The organism is Paenibacillus tritici (genome assembly GCF_013204885.1).
Classification (GTDB): domain Bacteria; phylum Bacillota; class Bacilli; order Paenibacillales; family Paenibacillaceae; genus Paenibacillus_AQ; species Paenibacillus_AQ tritici.
In genome coordinates this window covers 97,332-117,479 of sequence record NZ_JABMKX010000008.1, presented here as the reverse complement: position 1 = coordinate 117,479, position 20,148 = coordinate 97,332, and the positions used below count along the sequence as shown (strand labels likewise).

Annotated in this window: 19 protein-coding genes and 1 pseudogene; all 20 read left to right on the top strand. The window is 53.7% G+C overall.

The genetic code is table 11. The annotated features are described in order from the left end of the window. Nucleotides 1–6: 6 nt before the first annotated feature. A complete protein-coding gene (pulA, locus tag HQN87_RS15730) occupies nt 7–1,962 on the top strand; it encodes a type I pullulanase (protein ID WP_173135112.1) in 1,956 nt (651 codons plus the stop codon). Nucleotides 1,963–2,122: 160 nt separating this feature from the next. Next, complete coding sequence (locus HQN87_RS15725) at nt 2,123–2,449, top strand: PadR family transcriptional regulator (RefSeq protein WP_076243519.1); 327 nt, start codon at nt 2,123–2,125, stop codon at nt 2,447–2,449. A gap of 5 nt (nt 2,450–2,454) precedes the next feature. Continuing rightward, nucleotides 2,455–3,444, top strand: coding sequence for a permease prefix domain 1-containing protein (locus tag HQN87_RS15720; RefSeq protein ID WP_173135109.1), 990 nt, complete (start codon nt 2,455–2,457; stop codon nt 3,442–3,444). Between the two features lie 297 nt (nt 3,445–3,741). Next, entirely contained in the window at nt 3,742–5,226 is a 1,485-nt protein-coding gene (locus tag HQN87_RS15715; protein ID WP_173135106.1) for a glutamate synthase subunit beta, read from the top strand. A gap of 300 nt (nt 5,227–5,526) precedes the next feature. Further along, the gene (yfcE, locus tag HQN87_RS15710) at nt 5,527–6,069 is read left to right on the top strand and encodes a phosphodiesterase (protein ID WP_173135103.1); all 543 of its coding nucleotides are present in this window, start codon (nt 5,527–5,529) and stop codon (nt 6,067–6,069) included. Nucleotides 6,070–6,235: 166 nt separating this feature from the next. Continuing rightward, nucleotides 6,236–7,264, top strand: a complete 1,029-nt coding sequence (locus tag HQN87_RS15705) for an agmatine deiminase family protein (protein WP_173135757.1) — start codon at nt 6,236–6,238, stop codon at nt 7,262–7,264. A gap of 58 nt (nt 7,265–7,322) precedes the next feature. Next, the gene (gene aguB / locus HQN87_RS15700; protein ID WP_173135099.1) at nt 7,323–8,198 is read left to right on the top strand and encodes an N-carbamoylputrescine amidase; all 876 of its coding nucleotides are present in this window, start codon (nt 7,323–7,325) and stop codon (nt 8,196–8,198) included. A 99-nt stretch (nt 8,199–8,297) separates the two neighbouring features. Further along, nucleotides 8,298–8,552: pseudogene (locus HQN87_RS15695) on the top strand (ABC transporter permease subunit); the annotation flags it as partial. Between the two features lie 388 nt (nt 8,553–8,940). Then, the gene (locus HQN87_RS15690; RefSeq protein ID WP_173135096.1) at nt 8,941–9,387 is read left to right on the top strand and encodes a tellurite resistance TerB family protein; all 447 of its coding nucleotides are present in this window, start codon (nt 8,941–8,943) and stop codon (nt 9,385–9,387) included. A 109-nt stretch (nt 9,388–9,496) separates the two neighbouring features. Next, nucleotides 9,497–10,093 carry a TerD family protein gene (locus tag HQN87_RS15685; RefSeq protein WP_173135093.1) on the top strand — a complete coding sequence of 199 codons (597 nt, stop codon included), beginning with the start codon at nt 9,497–9,499 and terminating at the stop codon, nt 10,091–10,093. 29 nt (nt 10,094–10,122) lie between these two features. Next, a complete protein-coding gene (locus HQN87_RS15680) occupies nt 10,123–10,698 on the top strand; it encodes a TerD family protein (RefSeq protein WP_173135090.1) in 576 nt (191 codons plus the stop codon). 50 nt (nt 10,699–10,748) lie between these two features. Further along, nucleotides 10,749–11,330, top strand: a complete 582-nt coding sequence (locus HQN87_RS15675; RefSeq protein ID WP_173135087.1) for a TerD family protein — start codon at nt 10,749–10,751, stop codon at nt 11,328–11,330. Nucleotides 11,331–11,425: 95 nt separating this feature from the next. Further along, entirely contained in the window at nt 11,426–12,754 is a 1,329-nt protein-coding gene (locus HQN87_RS15670; RefSeq protein ID WP_173135084.1) for a TerD family protein, read from the top strand. Between the two features lie 27 nt (nt 12,755–12,781). Next, complete coding sequence (locus tag HQN87_RS15665) at nt 12,782–13,525, top strand: TerC family protein (protein ID WP_173135081.1); 744 nt, start codon at nt 12,782–12,784, stop codon at nt 13,523–13,525. 236 nt (nt 13,526–13,761) lie between these two features. Further along, nucleotides 13,762–14,970 carry an HpcH/HpaI aldolase/citrate lyase family protein gene (locus HQN87_RS15660; protein WP_173135078.1) on the top strand — a complete coding sequence of 403 codons (1,209 nt, stop codon included), beginning with the start codon at nt 13,762–13,764 and terminating at the stop codon, nt 14,968–14,970. A 76-nt stretch (nt 14,971–15,046) separates the two neighbouring features. Then, a complete protein-coding gene (locus tag HQN87_RS15655) occupies nt 15,047–16,342 on the top strand; it encodes a phosphoribosyltransferase family protein (protein WP_173135754.1) in 1,296 nt (431 codons plus the stop codon). Next, nucleotides 16,339–17,493, top strand: coding sequence for a cysteine protease StiP family protein (locus HQN87_RS15650; RefSeq protein ID WP_173135075.1), 1,155 nt, complete (start codon nt 16,339–16,341; stop codon nt 17,491–17,493). The genes HQN87_RS15655 and HQN87_RS15650 overlap by 4 nt, the downstream gene beginning before the upstream one ends. Further along, nucleotides 17,490–18,326 (top strand): HAD family hydrolase, encoded by an 837-nt coding sequence (locus HQN87_RS15645; RefSeq protein ID WP_173135072.1) that lies wholly within the window; start codon nt 17,490–17,492, stop codon nt 18,324–18,326. Before HQN87_RS15650 ends, HQN87_RS15645 begins: the two co-directional genes overlap by 4 nt. Then, nucleotides 18,323–19,384, top strand: a complete 1,062-nt coding sequence (locus tag HQN87_RS15640; RefSeq protein ID WP_173135069.1) for an ATP-grasp domain-containing protein — start codon at nt 18,323–18,325, stop codon at nt 19,382–19,384. Before HQN87_RS15645 ends, HQN87_RS15640 begins: the two co-directional genes overlap by 4 nt. A gap of 29 nt (nt 19,385–19,413) precedes the next feature. Beyond that, nucleotides 19,414–20,139: a hypothetical protein gene (locus HQN87_RS15635; RefSeq protein WP_173135066.1), complete on the top strand. Its 726-nt coding sequence runs from the start codon at nt 19,414–19,416 to the stop codon at nt 20,137–20,139. Nucleotides 20,140–20,148 lie beyond the last annotated feature (9 nt).

Here is a 20,148-nt window from a genome sequence, read left to right as displayed (position 1 = left end):
TCTGCCTTGTCTGTACAGAAAGAAATGAAGGAACCGATTGATTACGGGGACCCGGCGGCTACCAGCGGAATATCCGTCTTTGACCGGAATTTCGACGAGCTGTTCAGCTATGACGGAGGTGATCTGGGGCTGAGCTATTCGGCAACCGGCTCTGCGTTTTGTTTGTGGGCCCCAACTGCCCAGGAAGCAGAACTAATACTTTATAAGTCTTGGCAGGACGCGGCGGGCCGGCGAATCCCGATGATCCGCGACGTTAGGGGAACCTGGAGAATCAACGTTCCGGGTGATCTGGACGGGATGTTCTATACCTATAGTGTGCGTATCGGTGATCTATGGAATGAAGCGGTGGACCCTTACGCCCGTGCTGTCGGTGTAAACGGGGACAGAGGTGCCATTCTTGATCTGCGCAAGACTGATCCGGAGCGCTGGACGCCGGACAAACCGCCGCTCCATGACCCAGTGGATGCGGTGATCTATGAGCTTCATCTGCGTGACTTATCGGTTCATCCTGCCAGTGGAATTACCCATAAGGGACAATACCTGGGTCTTGCAGAGGCGGGAACCCGTGGTCCGGGAGGGATTGCCACCGGCCTGGATCATATTGCCTCGCTGGGCGTAACCCATGTGCAGCTGATGCCTGTCTATGATTATGCCACAGAGAGCGTGGATGAGACCCGCCTGGATGAGCCGCATTATAACTGGGGATATGATCCCAAGAACTATAATGCTCTTGAAGGCTCCTATGCCTCAGATCCATATGTTCCGGGCCTGCGGATACGTGAGCTGAAGACGATGATACAGGCCCTGCATGACCGCGGCCTGAGAGTCATCATGGATGTTGTCTATAACCATGTCTATGACGGGTTCCGCGTGAACTTCGCCAAGCTGGTTCCCGGATATTATCTGCGTTATACCAAGGATGGCCGGTTATCTAACGGCTCCGGCTGCGGGAACGATGTCGCCTCCGAGCGGAAGATGATGTCCCGCTTCATTGTGGAGTCTGTGCTGTACTGGGCCAAGGAATATCATATCGACGGCTTCCGTTTCGATCTCATGGGGCTTCTTGATACCGGCACCATGAACGAAATCCGCCGCCGTCTGGATGAGCTGGACCCCTCCCTGATCACCATCGGTGAAGGGTGGGTGATGGATACGGCGCTGGCGGAGGATCTTCGGGCCAACCAGCGCCATGCCAATGAGCTGCCGGGCATCGGACACTTCAATGACGGCTTCCGGGATGCGGTGAAGGGCAATATATTCCTGCATGACCAGAAGGGCTTCATCAGCGGCGGCATCGGCTTCGAGCGGAATGTGAAGGCGGGGATTGCCGGAGCCATCTACTACGGGCCGGGCTTGGGGCAATATGCACAGGAGCCGGAGCAATGTGTTAACTTCGTGGAATGTCATGACAATCATACGCTGTGGGATAAACTGCTTCTGTCCACACCAGGAGTGGAGGAAGAGCAGCGGCGGGCTATGCACCATCTGGCCTCGGCTATGGTCCTGACGAGTCAGGGGATTCCCTTCATCCATGCCGGGCAGGAGTTCCTCAGAACTAAGGGCGGGCTTGAGAACAGTTTCAAATCACCGGTGGAATATAATTGGCTGGACTGGGAACGCTGCGCCGCCCACGCGGAATCTGTTGATTACATGAAGCGGCTGATCGCGCTGCGCGCTGCCCATCCGGCCTTCCGGCTGCGGACTGCCGAGGAGATCCGTGACCGGCTGGTCTTCGAGGAGGCTCCGGCGCACTCGGTGGCTTACACGCTCCGTGATCATGCCGGCGGGGATTCCGCGCAGCATTTGTACGTGCTGTACAATGCCAACCCGCAAGGGGTCAGCCTAAGTCTGCCTGAGCTGGGCGAATGGAGCATTTTGTTCGGCGAAGAGCATATCGGCGGGCTTACGGGCGGTATTTTATCGGCTGACGGAATTGGAATGATTGTACTGGCAGTGATCTAAAAGAATACATTGTACCGCAGAAGCAGGCTGCCCCGGCAGTCTGTTTTTGGCGTGCTGAAAATAACAAAATATAAAGAGAAAAAAACTACTTCATCTGTCGTAGTAATTATGCTACAATGAACCTAATTACTACGACAGATGAAGTATAGGAGGCAGGCAATTGATCAGCAGTGACGTTATCCGGGGATACAACGATACGATGATCCTCTACATGCTTCTGGACGGGGAATCGTACGGCTACGAGATCTCCAAGAATATACGGAAGCTCTCGGAAGAGAAATACATTATGAAGGAGACCACACTCTATTCCGCATTCACCCGGCTGGAGAAGAACGGATATATTGATTCCTTTTATCTGGATGAGACGTTCGGCAAAAGACGCACCTACTACCGCATCACTCCCCAGGGCCTGGCTTATTACCGTACCAAATGCGAGGAGTGGCAAGTCACCCAGGAAGTCATTAACAAATTCATAAAGGAGCTGTGAGAAACTTGGATACAATCATAGGATATTTGAACAATATGTTCGCTTCCCTGCCCAGAACGGAACAGATGCACAAGCTGAAGCAGGAGCTGCTCGGCAACATGGAGGAGAAATATTATGAACTGAAGCATGACGGGAAGTCGGAGAATGAGGCGGTAGGCATCGTTATTTCCGAATTCGGCAACATTGATGAGCTGGTCAGTGAGCTGGGGATCGGGGAGATCCATCAGGAAGAGAAGGTTGCGATGCTTCCCGAGCTTACGGAGCTTGAGACAGACGAATTCATTGCTGCCAAAAAAAGATCCGGCCTGCTCATCGGGCTGGGCGTGGGACTGATCATGGTTGGCGCCGGCCTGCTCATTCTGATTACAAGTTTGGCCGAGAACGGGTTTATGCGCTCTGTGCTCTCAGAGGATGCCATGAGCGTGATGGGAATCATCTTCTTCTTGATTCTGCTGGTTCCTGCCATTGCGATGTTCATCTACAGCGGATTGAAGCTGGAGAGGTTCAAATATATGGAGTCCGGCTTTAACCTGCCCCACCATCTGGAAGCAGAGATTCAGCATAGGCAGTCTGGATTTGCTGCAACGTACACACTATCCCTCATTATGGGAGTTTGCCTGATCGTCCTGTCGCCAATTGCTGTTTTTGTGGCTTCTGCCTTCGGGGATGACGCTTCCTCATATGGGGTTGTAGTCCTGCTTGCTGTGGTGGCTGTATCTGTCTTCCTCTTTGTCTATTACGGGAATATCCGGGGGGCCTACCAGATGCTGCTGAAGACCGGAGATTTCAGTACAGCCAAGAAGGAGGGGGAGGAGGACCGGGTAATCGGCGCGGTTGCCTCGATTGTCTGGCCGCTGGTCACCTGCGGTTTTCTGGTCAGCGGGCTTGTGTTCAATATGTGGCATATTAACTGGATTGTGTTCCCTGTGACGGGAATCCTGTTCGGGGTGTTCAGCTCCGCCTACAATCTGCTCAAGAAGAAGGATGCCGCCTGAATTCCGGTCTCTGAACCGCCTGCTGTAAAAGGGTGCTGTAAAAGGTGACATTGCTCATGTTCGCGCTTAGCGGATAGGTGGTAATATGAAGGCATTTATTCCCCTTATTTGAGCCGTGCAAGAGTCTGTACCGGGGTAATATCAACCCCCGTTGCAGCCTCTTGCTTCGCTGCTTTACAGTGACAGAATAACGGCCGGTGACTGAAGAGTATGCCTCTTTTTGAAGCCGGATGTGGGCATGAATGCCGCTAGACACAGGATCGGCGGCCAATCAGAGAGACTCGGAGGATGACAGGGATGGGTAAAACAACCGGATTTATCGAATATCAGCGGCGGACGCCTGCTGAATGTGAGCCTATGGAGCGGATTAAGAACTGGAATGAATTCTCGGTTCCCATGGAGGAAGAACAGCTGCGGGAGCAGGGGGCCCGCTGCATGGATTGCGGAACACCGTTCTGCCATGTGGGCCGTCTGCTGTCCGGGATGGCCAGCGGCTGTCCGCTGCATAACCTCATTCCGGAATGGAATGACATGGTATACCGCGGCAACTGGCAGGTAGCGCTGAAGCGCCTGCATAAGACGAATAACTTCCCCGAATTCACGGGACGCGTCTGCCCTGCGCCCTGTGAAGGTGCTTGTACCGTGGGGAAGACTGGTGATCCGGTAACGATTAAGTCTATTGAGAAGGCGATTGTAGATAGAGGTTTTGCTGAAGGCTGGATCGTACCGGAGCCGCCGCTTACCCGTACGGGCAAAAAGGTGGCCGTCGTAGGCTCCGGCCCTGCCGGGCTTGCCTGCGCTGCCCAGTTGAACAAGGCAGGACACAGTGTAACAGTGTATGAGCGGGCTGACCGGATTGGCGGTCTGCTGACCTACGGTATCCCGAATATGAAGCTGGATAAGAAGAAGGTGCAGCGCCGGGTGGATCTGCTGGCGGCAGAAGGAATTACCTTCGTCACCCGGACCGAGATCGGAAGAGATATTTCTGCAGCCCGGCTTCAGGAGGAGCATGATGCGGTGGTGCTCTGTGGCGGATCTACCAAGGCGCGGGAGCTTCCGCTAGAAGGCCGGGAGCTGCGCGGCATCCATCAGGCGATGGAGTTCCTGACGCTGAACACGAAGAGTCTGCTGGATTCCGGGCTCTCTGACGGGGAATATCTGTCGGCGGCAGGCAAGGATGTTGTCGTGATCGGCGGCGGAGACACGGGGACGGACTGTGTAGCCACTTCTATCCGCCATGGCTGCCGCAGCGTCATTCAGCTTGAGATTATGCCGCGCTCTCCGCTCACCCGTCAGCCGGGCAACCCTTGGCCGGAGTGGCCGAAGGTGCTGAAGGTGGACTACGGACAGCAGGAGGCGGCTTCTCTGTATGAAGAAGATCCGCGCCGCTATCTGGTCAATACCAAGCGCTTCGTCGGCGACGCCGGCGGACAGGTGCAGGAGCTGCATACCGTTCGCATTGAATGGAAGCGCACGGAAGACGGGCGGATGGTACCAGTAGAGGTGCCGGGCAGTGAAGAGGTTATCCGGGCCCAGCTGGTGCTGCTGGCCCTGGGCTTCACCGGACCGGAAGATACGGTGCCGGGACAGCTCGGCGTAGAGCGCGATGAGCGCTCCAACGTCAAGGCTGAATTCGGTGCGCAGGCAACGAATGTGGAAGGTGTCTTCACCGCCGGTGACATGCGGCGCGGCCAGAGCCTTGTGGTCTGGGCGATTGACGAAGGCCGCCAGGCGGCCCGTGAAGTGGACCGCTTCCTGATGGGCTCGTCCAATCTGCCCTGAGCCTGCTGCGTAAGTGAGGATAACAGCCGGACGCCCGCCAGGGCGTCTTGCTTTGCGTTAAGCCTGCTGAGGCATTTACAATGGATGCAGGTCGGCAGCATTCGATTGCTGCATATAATGCAGCTTTGGTTCAACGACGCCCGGGAGTCTAGGGGAAAGTTGCACAGAATGCAGGAATTTGTCCCGTGAATCCGCTTGGAGGGGATGAGAAGCTGTCTTTTATGCAACAATTTTGGATTAGGGGCAGAATTATGAACGGAATGTTGTATTTCGGGCATGAAGCAGAGAGGAAGTATGAAGATGAAACTGATGTTTATTTCCGATATTCACGGGTCCTTATACTGGCTGGAACAGGCTCTGGCGAAGGCGGAGGAGGAACAGCCGCACACGCTGGTGATTCTGGGGGACTTCCTGTATCACGGGCCGAGAAACCCGCTGCCGGAGGGGTATAATCCTCAAGGAGTCGCCGACATGCTGAATGCTTATGGCAAATCCCTGGTTGCTGTGAGAGGGAATTGTGATGCCGAGGTAGATCAGATGCTGTTGCAGTTCCCGATGATGGGCGACTACGTGCTGATTCTGCATGAGGGCCGCAAGATCTATGCTACGCACGGGCATGGGTTCAGCATCGACCACTTGCCGGCGTTATCCCCGCAGGATGTGTTCATCCAGGGGCATACGCATGTACCGGTGGCGGATCTGAAGGAGGGCATTTATGTGCTTAACCCCGGATCAATCGCCCTGCCCAAAGACAACCACCCGAACTCCTACGGCATTCTGGAGAACGGTGAGTTCCGCATCAAGGATTTCGGCGGCAACATCATCAAGCAGATCCGCCTGTAGAATTGCCGCCCAACTCAGTTCCTCTGATTGTAATCCCTCTGGATATTTCCAGAGGGATTATTGCTCTCTGCAATTGAGCACCCCGGCATATTATTGTATGATGGGTGAGGAGCTTGAGGTGTCTGCCCGGCTTCAAATATAAACAGCAGAGGTAACCAACCAAATGATGTATCCACGAGATTTAAACTATACAATGCCGGCAGAGTGGGCGAAGCATGAACGGACCTTCATTTCCTGGCCGGTGCAGGACTCCATGGTACATCCGGACAATCATGCCGCAGTAAGTGCAGGTTATGCCGGGATTATCCGGGCGATTGCGGAATTCGAGCCGGTGACTGTTATCGTCAATCCTGATGATAAGGAAGCGGTTGAGAAGCTGGCGCTTGGAAGCAATGTGACGCTGCTCCCGATCCGGCATAACGATGCCTGGCTGCGTGATAATGGCCCCACCTTTGTTGCCGGTCCCGAAGGCAAGCTAGCCGGGGTGAACTGGAAATTCAATGCCTGGGGCGGCAAATACTCGCCTTGGGATCTCGATGATGAGGTAGCTCCGCAGATCCTGAAGCATATGGATGTCAGCGTCTTCGATGCTCCGCTGGTGATGGAGGGCGGCTCCATTCATACCGACGGTGAAGGCACGCTGCTGACCACTGAAGAATGTCTGCTGAACACGAACCGCAATCCTGGGCTGAACCGTGAAGAGATTGCCGGTTATGTCAAGCAATATACCGGGACTGAGTCGATCATCTGGCTGAAGCGCGGCCTCAGCGGTGACGAGACGGACGGGCATGTCGATAACATTGCCTGCTTTGCTGCTCCGGGGAAGGTGATTATCCAGGTCTGCGAGGACCCGCAGGATGAGAACTATGCGATTTCGGAAGAGAACCTGCGCATTCTGGAGCAGGCTGTCGATGCCAAGGGCCGGAAGCTGGAGATTATCCGTATTCAGCAGCCGCCCCGTGTAGATTATGAGGACAACCGCCTGACCCTGAGTTATCTGAATTTCTATTTCGTGAACGGCGGTATTATCCTGCCCGTCTTCGGCGGTACGGCGGCTGAGACGGACAAGCTTGCCGAAGAGACTCTGGCCGGGCTGTTCCCGGATCGCAGAATCCGCACGGTAGACGGAATGGCCGTGATCGGTGAAGGCGGGAACGTCCACTGCACCACCCAGCAGATGCCAGCGGTGAATTAGAACCGCAGTTACACACGCCCAAGATCGAATCTTAAGTTCGTAATAAGGAGGAACAACCATGAGACAAGTAAAAGTAGCCGCAACGCAAATGAGCTGTTCCGGCGACATTGATGAGAATATCCGCAAGGCCGAGACACTGGTGAGAGAAGCGGCAGCCCAAGGCGCGCAGATTATTCTGTTGCAGGAGCTGTTCGAGACACCTTACTTCTGCCAGAAGGAGAAGTCTGATTATTACGCCTATGCCACCGAGCTGGAGCAGAACAAGGCGGTGAACCACTTCAAGGCGATAGCCAAGGAGCTTGCGGTAGTGCTGCCGATCAGCTTTTATGAGAAAAAGAATTATGCGCGCTACAACTCGCTGGCTGTAATTGATGCCGACGGAACCGTGATGGGCAAGTACCGCAAGAGTCATATTCCTGACGGTCCCGGCTACGAGGAGAAGTTCTACTTCAACCCGGGCGATACCGGCTTCAAGGTGTGGAATACCCGTTATGCCAAAATCGGAGTCGGCGTATGCTGGGACCAATGGTATCCGGAAGCTGCCCGGGTGATGAGCCTGATGGGTGCAGAAATTCTGTTCTATCCGACAGCCATTGGCTCGGAACCGCAGGATGGCTCGATTGATTCCAAGGATCACTGGCAGACCTGTATGCTCGGACATGCGGCCGCTAACCTGATCCCTGTCGTAGCCTCCAACCGGATCGGCAAGGAGATTGACGAGGATTCCAGCATTAACTTCTACGGTTCTTCGTTCATTGCCGGACCGCAGGGCAACAAGATTGTGGAAGCCGGGCGTGAGGAGCAGACGGTGCTGGTTAGCGAATTTGACCTCGATGCCCTTGAGGTAGGGCGGATTGAATGGGGGATTTTCCGTGACCGCCGTCCAGAGCTGTACCGGATGATTGCTTCCTATGACGGTGATCTGACCTTCTAACAATTGACCAATTGCAATCACTAGCAGCCGGAATGCTGCCGGGAGAGATTTCCCGGGGCATTCCGGCTATTTTTTTGGAAAAATAATAGGCCCCGGCTACAGGCGATGCGCTTCATTATCCTGCCCCAGGCCATCAAGCGGATGGTTCCGGCGTTCGGGAATGAATTCATCGTTCTTGTGAAGGATTCCTCGCTGCTGGCGCTGATTGCCGCACCGGAGATTATGTACTGGAGCAACACCATGAAAGGCCAGTATCTGCGGATTTGGGAGCCATATCTGACCGCTGCGCTGATCTATTTCATCCTGACCTACTCCCTCAGCAAGCTGCTTAATTATATCGAACGGAAGGTGTAGCCCAATATGGAGCCTATGATCTCAGTGGTGCACATGAGACGGGCCTCGCCCGTGAAGTGGGGCCGCCTGGGCAATTGTTCGGAAGTCCGTCACATGAACGTATGCGGGAGCTCCTGTCCAAGGTGCTGCGAGATTCGGCCAAAGTAGAATATTGTTATTTAATCGGTTATATTAGAAGAGTAAGAATTAGACATTAGGACCATGAATGAATAGCTGCCAGAGATGGCGGGGAGGAGGCTCTGGGATATCTTTTTTTAAAGTATAAGGATTAGGGAAGGTTCTGCATAATGATTTATCCTTATATTTCCGGCAGACAAGGTTAGGGTGCTTAGTAGAATGGCATACTATTACTGCTGGTCATAATTCAGAATGATAGAAGGAGAATACGATGAGCACATTCAAAAATTGGCTGAATACGACAAAAGCCGGACTGACAGAACAGGTTAAGAAATTTAAAAATAAAGACTTCATGAATGCTGTAGTGGCAGGCTGCGCACTGGTTGCGGCGGCTGACGGTAAGATTGAGGAGTCCGAGAAGAACAAGATGGCGGGATACATGAATCTCAGCAATGAACTGAAGGTATTTGATATGAGAGATGTCATCGCCCAGTTCAATTTCTATGTGAGCAACTTCGAATTCTCGCCCGAAATCGGCAAGCAGGAAGCGCTCAAAGCGATTGCAAAATTCAGCAGCAAACCGGAAATTGGCCGCGTTATTGTAGGCGTATGCTCCGCGATTGGTGCGGCTGACGGTGACTTCGATGAGCATGAGAAAGCGGTTGTGCGGAATATCTGCAACGTGCTGTCACTTAGCCCTAGCGAATTCAGCCTGTAACCACAGGCTGAATTCGGCTGCCAAATAGGTGAAACTTAGGCGAAGGATCGCCGTATGACTGATGTAGCACCATACGCAAACTTCTATTTGGAAACGGAGGTACTTCAAGTTGGCTGGAATCAATCTGGTAAAAGGACAAAAGATCGACTTAACCAAAGGAAATGCCGGTCTGTCTAACGTAATCGTAGGACTGGGCTGGGACCCTGCCGAACCGGCAAGAGGATTCTTTGGCGTCAAGAAACAGGCGAACGTGGACTGTGATGCCTCAGCGCTGCTGCTGAACGAGAACGGCAAGCTGACCAATAAGCTGAACCTTGTCTGCTTTCACAACAAACAGAATACGAACAACTCCGTGGTTCACTCGGGAGATAATCTGACGGGTGAGGGAGACGGGGACGACGAGCAGATTAATGTGAATCTGAAGTCAATTCCTGCCGATGTCCATAAGGTTCTGGTTGTAGTCAACATCTACGATGCTGTGAACCGCAAGCAGGACTTCGGGATGATCAAATCTGCGTATATCCGGATTATTAATGCGGCAGGCAACGCAGAATTGGTTAAATTTAATCTGACAGACAATTATACCGGCTTCACGGCACTGATCTGCGGTGAGCTGTACCGTCATGGCGAGGAGTGGAAATTCGCCGCCATCGGTGAAGGCGCCCACGCAGCGCATATCAATCAGCTGGCAGAACGGTATCTCTAAATCCAATTTGAGAAAAGAGGGCTCTATTCATGGCTATTAACTTATCCAAGGGACAAAAAATTGATCTGACCAAAACCAACCCGGGCTTGTCCAAAATCACAGTCGGCCTCGGATGGGATACGAATAAATACGATGGCGGCAAGGACTTTGACCTTGACGTATCCGTGTTCCTGACCAATGCGAGCGGTAAAGTCGATAAAGAAACCAACTTCATCTTCTTCAACAACAAGCAGAACGAGAACGCTTCGGTTGTGCACACCGGCGACAACCGTACCGGTGAAGGCGACGGAGACGATGAGCAGATTCAGGTGGACCTGCTGAATGTCCCTGCGGATGTTGACAAAATTGCGTTCACTATTACGATCTATGAAGCTGAAGCCAGAAGCCAGAACTTCGGACAAGTCTCCCGCTCCTATGTGCGTATCGTCAATGATGCGAACAGTGAAGAGCTGATCCGCTTTGACCTGGGTGAAGACTTCTCCGTTGAAACCGGCGTGGTTGTCGGCGAATTGTACCGTAATGGCGCAGAGTGGAAATTCAATGCGATCGGCAGCGGCTACAAGGACGGTCTCTCCGGACTGACCCGCGATTACGGTCTGCAATAAGACCAGTTTGATCTATGAATTAAATTTTTCAGGAAAGAGGGTTTTTGAACGTGACGATCAGTCTTTCCAAAGGTCAGCGGATTGATCTTACCAAAACTAATCCGGGCCTGACGAAGGTAGTTGTAGGACTGGGCTGGGATACGAACAAGTACAGCGGCGGCAAGGATTTCGACCTCGATGCTTCTGCATTTCTGCTGCATGAGGACGGCAAAGCCAAAGGTGAAAACGACTTTGTATTCTATAACAACCCAAGCGGCGGTACAGGCTCTGTAACCCATACAGGCGACAACCGTACCGGTGAAGGCGACGGGGACGATGAGCAGATCCTCGTAGACTTCAGCCTGGTGCCGGCGAATATTCAGCGTATCGGGATTACAGTTACCATCTATGATTATGAGACGCGGGCGCAGAACTTCGGACAAGTCTCCAACGCCTTCGTCCGTGTGGTCGATGCTTCGAGTGACCGCGAGATTCTGCGGTTCGATCTTGGTGAAGACTTCTCCACCGAGACTGCCGTTGTCTTCTGTGAATTCTACCGCCACGGGGCGGACTGGAAGTTCCAGGCGATCGGCAGCGGGTTTGCCGGCGGGCTAAGCGCCTTATGCAAGAATTATGGACTGGATGCACAGTAAGAGCTTCAAAGGCGGGATCATCATTCGATCCTGCCCTTTTTATACACAAAATCTAGTAATTTGCGCTCTTATCCATTTATAAAGGTGGCGTAAGAATGAATACAGAAGTAGTCAAAGGGCAGAAAGCCGACCTGACCAAAGGGAACCCGGGAATCCGCAGTGTGACTGTAGAGATCGGGTGGAAGGCCCCGTCTTCCATGGATATTGATGCCTCTGCCTTCCTGCTTGGGGCGCAAGGCAAAGTAAATAGTGACGATGATCTGATCTTCTATAATAACCCGTCCACCCCTTATATCAGATATAAGGATGTGCCGGGTACGGCTTCTGGAGGACTGAAGCAGTTTGAAGTCTCGCTGGATAAGATTCCTGCCAATATCATGAAGATTGCCTTCACGCTTACCCTGTATGATGGCGAGAACCGCAAGCAAATGTTCGGACAAATGAGCGAGGCGGAATGCCGGGTCCTGGATCAGGCGACAGGGTCGCAAATTCTGCGGTGTAACCTCGGAAATCAGTTCTCTGTAGAAACGGCTGTTGTGGTTGGAGAATTATATAGATACGGTGAAGAATGGAAATTCAGTGCGATTGTTGCAGGCTTCTCAGGCGGACTTAAGGCGCTGTGCGGCAACTATGGCATAGAAGTGGAGGACGAGCCTGCTCCCTCTTCCGCAGCGAAGCAGCCCGAGAAGGCGGCTCCGCCGCCGGAACGTACGCCGCTTCAAGTGCCGCCGCCCCGGGTGGAGCCCTCCAGGCCGGCGCTTGTGATTCCTCCCCCGCCAGCACCTGCGCCTAAGCAGGAGACGCCGCCGCCGGGACTGAATCTCAATCTGAAGAAGATTGAGCTGAAGAAGAAGGGCGATTCCATCAACCTGAAGAAATCCGCTTCCGGCCTTGGTGAGCTCTTAATTAACCTGAACTGGAACCAGAAGCAGGGCGGAGGGCTGTTCAGCCGTAACAAGGGCGGGGTGGACCTGGATCTTGCCTGTCTGTATGAACTGAAGGACGGCAGTAAGGGAGTGGTGCAGGCGCTCGGCAATGCGTTCGGCAATCTGCAGCAGCAGCCTTACATCATGCTCGATGGAGATGACCGGACCGGCTCCGTAACATCCGGCGAGAATCTGCGTATAAACGGAAGTAAGGTTGCACAGATTGAGCGGATTTTGGTGTTTGCCTTTATTTACAAAGGAGTTACCCATTGGTCCGAGGCGGATGGAGTGGTTACCCTGAAGCAGGATGGAGGACCGGATATTATCGTTAATCTGGACGAGCATAACAACCGTAAGGGCATGTGCGCCATCGCGCTGATCCGGAATGTGGACAATGAGACCTTCAGTATTGAACGGCTCGTGCAATATTTCAGCGGTCATAGGGAGATGGATGAGGCTTATGGCTGGGGGCTTCGCTGGGTAGCGGGCAGTAAATAATCTTATTTTACCGGAGGCGCAAGTGGAATGGACTGGTTCAGTGATTTTTTTAGGAGTATCGGTGAGAATTACGGGCATTTCTTCTCATGGAGTGATATTGCAGGAACGCTCTCCGACCCTGTAAGCTGGGGGATTATCGGAAGCCTGATTCTGCTGGAGGGTCTGCTGTCCGCTGATAACGCGCTTGTACTGGCGGTAATGGTTAAGCACCTGCCGAAGGAGCAGCAGCGTAAGGCATTGTTCTACGGTATTATCGGTGCTTACGTATTCAGATTCCTGGCCATTGGTCTGGGGACCTATCTCGTCAAGTTCACGCTGGTTAAGGTGCTTGGAGCCTTGTATCTCTTCTACATTGCCTACAAAGGGTTGTTCAAGGGCGGCGGAGAAGAGGGGGAGATTAAGAATAAAGGCGCCTCATTCTGGAAGACGGTACTCCTGGTTGAATTAATGGATATTGCCTTCAGTATTGACAGCGTGGTAGCTGCATTCGGTCTTAGCAGTGAAGTATGGGTGCTCTTCCTGGGCGGTATCCTCGGCGTACTGATGATGCGCGGAGTGGCACAGGTGTTCCTCAAGCTGATTGCCAGATATCCTGAACTGGAACAGACGGCATTCCTGCTTATTGCACTGATTGCCGGTAAAATGCTTGCCGGAGCCTTCGGCTATGAATTGCCGCATGTCATTTTCTTCGGGATTCTGATTGCGGTGTTTGCGGGTACTATTCTGTACAGCGCAAGCAAACGCAAAAAAGAGGAAAACCGCAAAGCCTGAACCATCTAAAAACCTGATTCATAAGTTCATAGGTATAGCTGTACAGGAAGGCGGGGAGTTCACGGGAAGGGTGGACTCCGGCGTGCTTCCGGGTAATCGTTATATGTTGTAACATGGCCTTTGCCTGGGTCTTGAGCAAGCCGGATGCCGTCCCCGAGAGGACGGCATCGCTGGTTCTGCTTGCTTGCAAATGGCTATTCGTTAGGTGCTTGGCACATCATTAAGGGGGAAGGGCCTTGAGATATTTCGATTACCTCACGCAAGAACAGGAGTCTTCATTATTCCATGTTCCGCCGGTTTCATTTGATCATACTACCCGCAAGGATTTACTGGCTTATGCCGTCGGAGCTGCCCTTTATATGCCTGCCACCCGCTCCAGTGTCGCTGAAGATATCATTAAGCTGAGAGCTTCGGGGCTCGTTACGGTAATTATAGATTTGGAGGATGCCATAGGTGACGGTGAAGTGGATTATGCCGAAGAATCTGTCGTAAGGCATCTGGCCTTTCTCTCCGCTTATACCGAGAATGAACCGGAGCCGCACGGCAGCCTTCCGCTTTTATTCATCCGTGTCCGTAACCCGGCGCAGCTGCGGGAGCTGATATTTCGGCTGGGCTCTTTAATAACCATGCTGACCGGCTTCGTATTCCCCAAGTTCTCCGTAGAGAATGGTACAGAATACTTCGAGGCCATTGCCGATTACAATCACACGCGGAGTTATTCGGCTCCGGTGCTATACGGGATGCCGATTCTGGAGAATGCTCCGATCATCTACCGGGAGAGCCGGATGGACAGTCTGCTGGCGATCCGGGATCTGCTCGGGCAATACCGCGAATATGTGCTTAATGTCCGGATTGGAGCGACGGATTTCTCCAGCCTGTTCGGACTGCGGCGCAGCCCGGATATCAGTATCTATGACCTGACGCCGATCCGTGACTGCATGTCGGATATCATTAATGTATTTGGCCGTGTGGAGGAGGGTTATGTCATCTCGGGACCCGTGTGGGAATACTTCGCCAGCAAAGGGCACCGGGTACTCCGCCCGCAGCTTCGTGAGACCCCCTTCGAGGATACCTATGGCAAGCATGGCCGCGAGATGCGCAATAATTTTATCTCCAGCTCAATGGACGGGCTGATCCGGGAAGTGATTTTGGACAAGGAGAACGGGATTGTGGGTAAAACCATTATTCATCCCTCCCATCTCAGACCCGTCCAGGCGATGTATACCGTGATGCACGAGGAATATGTGGACGCCTTAAGTATTGTAGACAGCAACGATGGCAGCCGCGGAGTGTTCAAGAGCGAATATTACAACAAAATGAACGAGATCAAGCCTCATTTGAACTGGGCCAGACGAATCTTATTACGATCTCAAATATACGGGGTGTTACATGAACAACAGCATTTTGTCGGATTACTACCCGAGAACGAATATACACACGTTTAATATCGTCGAGAATCTGCAGGTTACGGTAACCGAGACCTCCAACCCCTTTCATATGCCCGTGGACTCCTTATTCTCCATGGCCGCACGTATTAACAAGAAACGCTCTTTTCTATTCGTCAGCAAAGTGCTGGGGAAGCATATTCCCGTAGGGCCTTATACACCGCTGCTTGGCGGCGCGGCGCTTGCCCTGCTGCTGTATCTGGAGAAGTGTGCGGATACCGCGGACCGGCAAGTGATGGACCAGCTGATGAATCAGGCTGTCCATGGCCTGATTCATCCTGAATGTGCCGAAGAGGCCTATCATGCGCTGCTTGCTGCGCGTCTGGTTCTGCCTCAGCCGGCCCTATTCATCGGGTTCGCCGAAACCGCTACCGCCTTGGGCCACAGCATGTACCATGTGTTCGCCGGCGGAGCTTCCTATATTCATACTACGCGTGAGAATATTCCTGAGCTGGAATCGGTGGTCACCTTTGAAGAGGAGCATTCCCATGCGGTAGATCATTTCTGTTACGCCTTGGATGCCAAGCTGTTATCGGGAACGGAGCCCATTGTACTGGTGGATGATGAGATTACGACCGGGAATACGGCGATTAATATCATCCGGGATATCCAGTCCAAATTCCCGCGCAGGGAATATGTAGTGGCATCGCTGCTCGATTGGCGGAGTGCCCGCAATATTCAGGCTTACCAAGATCTGGAGCAGGAGCTGGGTATAAGGATTACCGCACTATCCCTGCTGCAGGGAAGCATTCAGGTTGAGGGAACGCCGCTGCTGCAGGCGGCGGCCGGAAGCGCGGCTGAAGCCTCCGCTGGAGGTGCAGAGCTTGTAACCACTTATGTGCGGGATGGCCTGGAACGGCTGCCTGTAACCTCTGTGGATGCACAAGGCGTGATCAATCCGGCGACATATCTGAAGCTCAGCGGCCGCTTTGGCCTGAAATCAGAGGATAATGTGCAGCTTGATGCCGGTGTAAGCCGCGTGGCAGAGCAGCTCCGGAACTTGCGGGAAGGCTCCCGTGCCCTGGTGATGGGAGTAGGCGAGTTCATGTACCTGCCGATGCGGATTGCGGCGGAGATGGGTGAAGGCGTGTCTCATCAGTCCTCTACCCGCAGCCCGATCCATCCGGAGCGGCGGGCGGATTACGGTGTGCACAGCGCCGCCGCGTATCCGTCCGCCGGAGATACGGAGATTATGAATTTCATCTATAATGTTGAACCTGGCCAGTATGACGATATCTTCGTCCTGCTTGAGCGTGAGGTGCCCCGGCAGCGTATGGAGCCGATGACGGATATTTTACAGCGGCTGGCGGGCAATAAGGTACATCTTGTTATACTCACCCCAGAACCAGACACGGGAGGCTCACGGCTATGAAGGGAATAGAGACCGAAGCGATTAGGAATAGAAGAATAACCCCTCCGGTTCCGCTGGGCAGCTACCCTGCCTCCGATGTTACCTTCCTGCTGAAGGACCTCAGCGATGTGTCTCTGGAGCGGGGAACGGCCGAGCGGGAGGAAGCGATCCAGTCGGGAGTGCATTATTCGGAGATGCTTCCTGTGGAATACCAGCCGACAGAGCAGTATATCGAATTATTCCATGATACGCTGCAGCATACCGCCAGGAAGGTGGCGCTGGCTGTGGCGGTTGTATCGGAGATGATCGTAGCCCGGCGGGGGACCGCGAAGACCGTGCTGGTCTCCCTGGCGAGAGCAGGTACCCCTATTGGCGTACTGATCAAACGTTATATTCTTGAGCAATATGCGGCGGATCTGCCGCATTATAGCATCTCGATTATCCGCGGCAAGGGGATTGATGAGAATGCAGTGCTGTATATGCTGCAGCAGCACGGAAGGGATGCCGAGCTGCAATTCATTGACGGCTGGACCGGCAAGGGAGCTATCCGGCAGGTGCTGATCGAGGCTTGTGAGAGCATGTACAACAAATATGGCATTACGCTGAATGATGATTTGGCCGTACTCGCTGATCCAGGATATTGCTCGGGAACCTTCGGTACCCGGGAGGATTATCTGATTCCAAGCGCTTGCCTGAACTCTACCGTATCCGGTCTGATGAGCCGCACCGTGCTGCGTGACGATCTGATCGGGCCGGAGGAATTCCACGGAGCCAAATTCTACAAGGAATGGCTGGACAGTGATCTGTCCAATGTATTCATTGATGCGATTGTCCCGTATTTCCCTGAAGTCGCGGCAGAGGCGCACCGGTTGGCTAAGGAGATGCGTGAGCATCCGCCGGAGATTACCTGGCAGGGCTTGGCGGATATCCGCAGTATTCAGGAAGCCTTCGGCATTGATAATATCAATCTGGTGAAGCCGGGCGTTGGCGAGACCACACGCGTGCTCCTGCGAAGAGTACCCTGGAAAATACTTGTCGATACGATAGACAATCCCAACCTGCGGCATATCCTGCTGCTGGCCGAAGACCGGGGCGTACCAGTAGAGGTCTATCCGGGCCTGACGTACTCCTGCTGCGGAATCATCAAGCCGCTGAAAGGGGAGAGTGAATGATCTACGCCAGCGATCTGGATCGGACCCTGATCTATTCTCTTAGCGCGATAGGAGTTCCGGAAGATACGCCCGGCCTGGTGCCCGCAGAGGTTGTAGACGGCAGAACGGTCTCCTATATTTCACAGCACGCTCTGGACAGGCTGAAGGAGCTTGCGGCGAAGATTGTGTTCATGCCGGTGACTACCCGCACCATTGCACAATACCGGCGGATCAACTTGTTCCAGGAGACGGTCATTCCGGATTACGCGATTACCAGCAACGGAGGGAATATTCTTGTGAACGGGGTGCTCGATCAGGACTGGCGGTCGGCGGTCGGCCGTCTGGTGGAGCGTGGTTCGGCTCCGGCTGAGGAGGCTGGAAGGATCGTCCGCTCCGTGGTCCGGGCAGAATGGATTATCAGCGAACGGTACTGTGATGAACTGTTCTACACCTTCGTCGTGCACCGTGATTCGTTGCCGCTGGATGAGATTAGCCGTATGGCGCAGCGGCTCGAGAATCTGGGCTGGAGGGTATCCCTGCAGGGGCGCAAGCTCTATATTGTGCCGGAGGCTGTCAACAAAAGCGATGCTATTCTCCATGTCCGCCGCACGGTTCATTCGGAGCCGATGGTGGCCTCGGGCGATTCCCTTCTGGATAAAAGCCTGCTGGCCGCCGCAGACTATGCCATTGCCCCTTGTCACGGAGAAATATTTGCCGAGCAGCAGGCAGGTCTAGTAAACTTAGAGTATCCATTTACGGAGCAATCGGGTGTTTTTGCCGGGGATGAGATTATGCAATATGTTCAAAGGATCTATAATAATTTGACAGCATTGGGAGTTGGCCCACCACCATGAAAAAAGTAAATATATATTTCAACCGCTGGTTCTCCGTGGCTTATCATTACATGAATCTCATCCGGAGCAATGAAGACGGCCTCCCGGTTCAAATCTTCGCCACCCATCCGGATATCCACCATATGTCGCTGCAAGGCGCCGATGTGGCCGGAACCGAGCCTGCGCTTGAAGGCATCGAATATGTGCAGTTCTGCGTGGATTTCTGCCGCCGGAATGAGATTGATCTCTTCATCCCCCGGCTGCATATGCTGGATATTGCCCTGCATGCCTCCCTGTTCGATGACATCGGGACGAAGGTGCTGGTCTGCCGTGATCTGGACCTGCTGGAGATGATCATGGACAAAGGCAAGTTCTATGAGAGTGTGAAGGCTACCGGGATTATGACGATTCCAGATTATCATGTGGTTAGTAATGCGGAACAATTCAGGGAAGCTTATGAGGATCTCGCAGCCAAAGGACATAAGGTCTGCTTCAAGCCTACCGAAACAGAAGGCGGCCTCGGCTTCCGGATTATAGATAATGACCGCAGTCCTCTGGAGGAGCTGTTCGGCCATGTGACACCGCTGATCTCCTTCGAGGAGGCTTACCGTATTCTTGCGGATGCCGGAAGCTTCCCTAACCTGATGGTGATGGAGCTTCTGGAGGGCTACGAATACAGCATTGACTGCCTGTCGGATGAGCACGGCAGCCTGCTGGCCGCAGTACCCCGCCGTAAGGCTGGCGGCCGTCTGCGGCTGATGGAGCATATTCCGGAGCTTGCGGAGGTGGCCCGCCGGGTGGCTGAGACCTACCGGATTCCCTTCAATTTCAATATCCAGATGAAATACAGCGGTGACGTTCCCAAGCTGCTGGAGATTAACCCGCGGATGTCCGGCGGACTGCATGTCACTTGTCTGTCCGGGATCAACTTCCCTTATCTGGCGGTCAAAAGCGCACTCGGCGGCGAGGTTCAGCCTGCCGGGTTCGAGCATAACGTCCTGGCAAGCCATGTCGAGCAGCCGCTGATTATGAAAATAAACGGAGAATCCGTAGTTGCGGATTCTGTGAATGGAGCGTGAAGCATTCACGCTCATAAGAGGTGAGAGGAATGCAAGCTAAATTCAAAGTACTGGCTTATGCCGGTGCCGGTTATGTCGTAGCCGCACTGACCGGCGGATTCCTGCCTGAGCTGGTCTCGCTGCTGTTTCCTGTGATCGGAGCCGCGCTTGCGGTGCCCGAGTTCAGGCGCAGCAGAGTGAATCTCCCGGTAGAGGTTATTCCTGCCGGGCAAGAGCCGGAGGCTATCCCTGCGGCTGCGCCAGCAGCACCTCAGGCACCGGCTGGTGCCGCAGCCGCAGCAGGTCTGCCCGCCGCAGCAGGACAGGCCCCTTTGGCCCAGGCGGGAGCCGGGCACAGGGAGGAAGTGCGGATCGGAGCAGAGTTCGCTCCGGTGGTGGAGTATCTGGGCATCCTGGAGGACATGATTATCTCCGAAGGGCAGAAGGATACACTGGACAATGAGATTGTCGAGAAGTCGCTGGCGCTGTTCGCCAGGCTGCAGCGCGTCATTCCGCTGCTGCAGGAGCTGGGCAACGGCGATATCAACCATACCGTGCGCAGGCTGGTGCTGAAGGATCTCAATGGTGTTATCAACCCGTTCCTGCGCCTCGGCGGCGAGGCCAAGACAAGAAACCGGAGAATGCTGCTGAACGGTCTGCGCGATGTCGATGCCAAGATATCCGATATTGCGTCTACGATCGAACATAAAGACCTGATGGAACTTCAGACCAAGGCGGAACTGATTCATCAGCGTTACAGCAGTTCCGAACTATAGGAGGAGGAG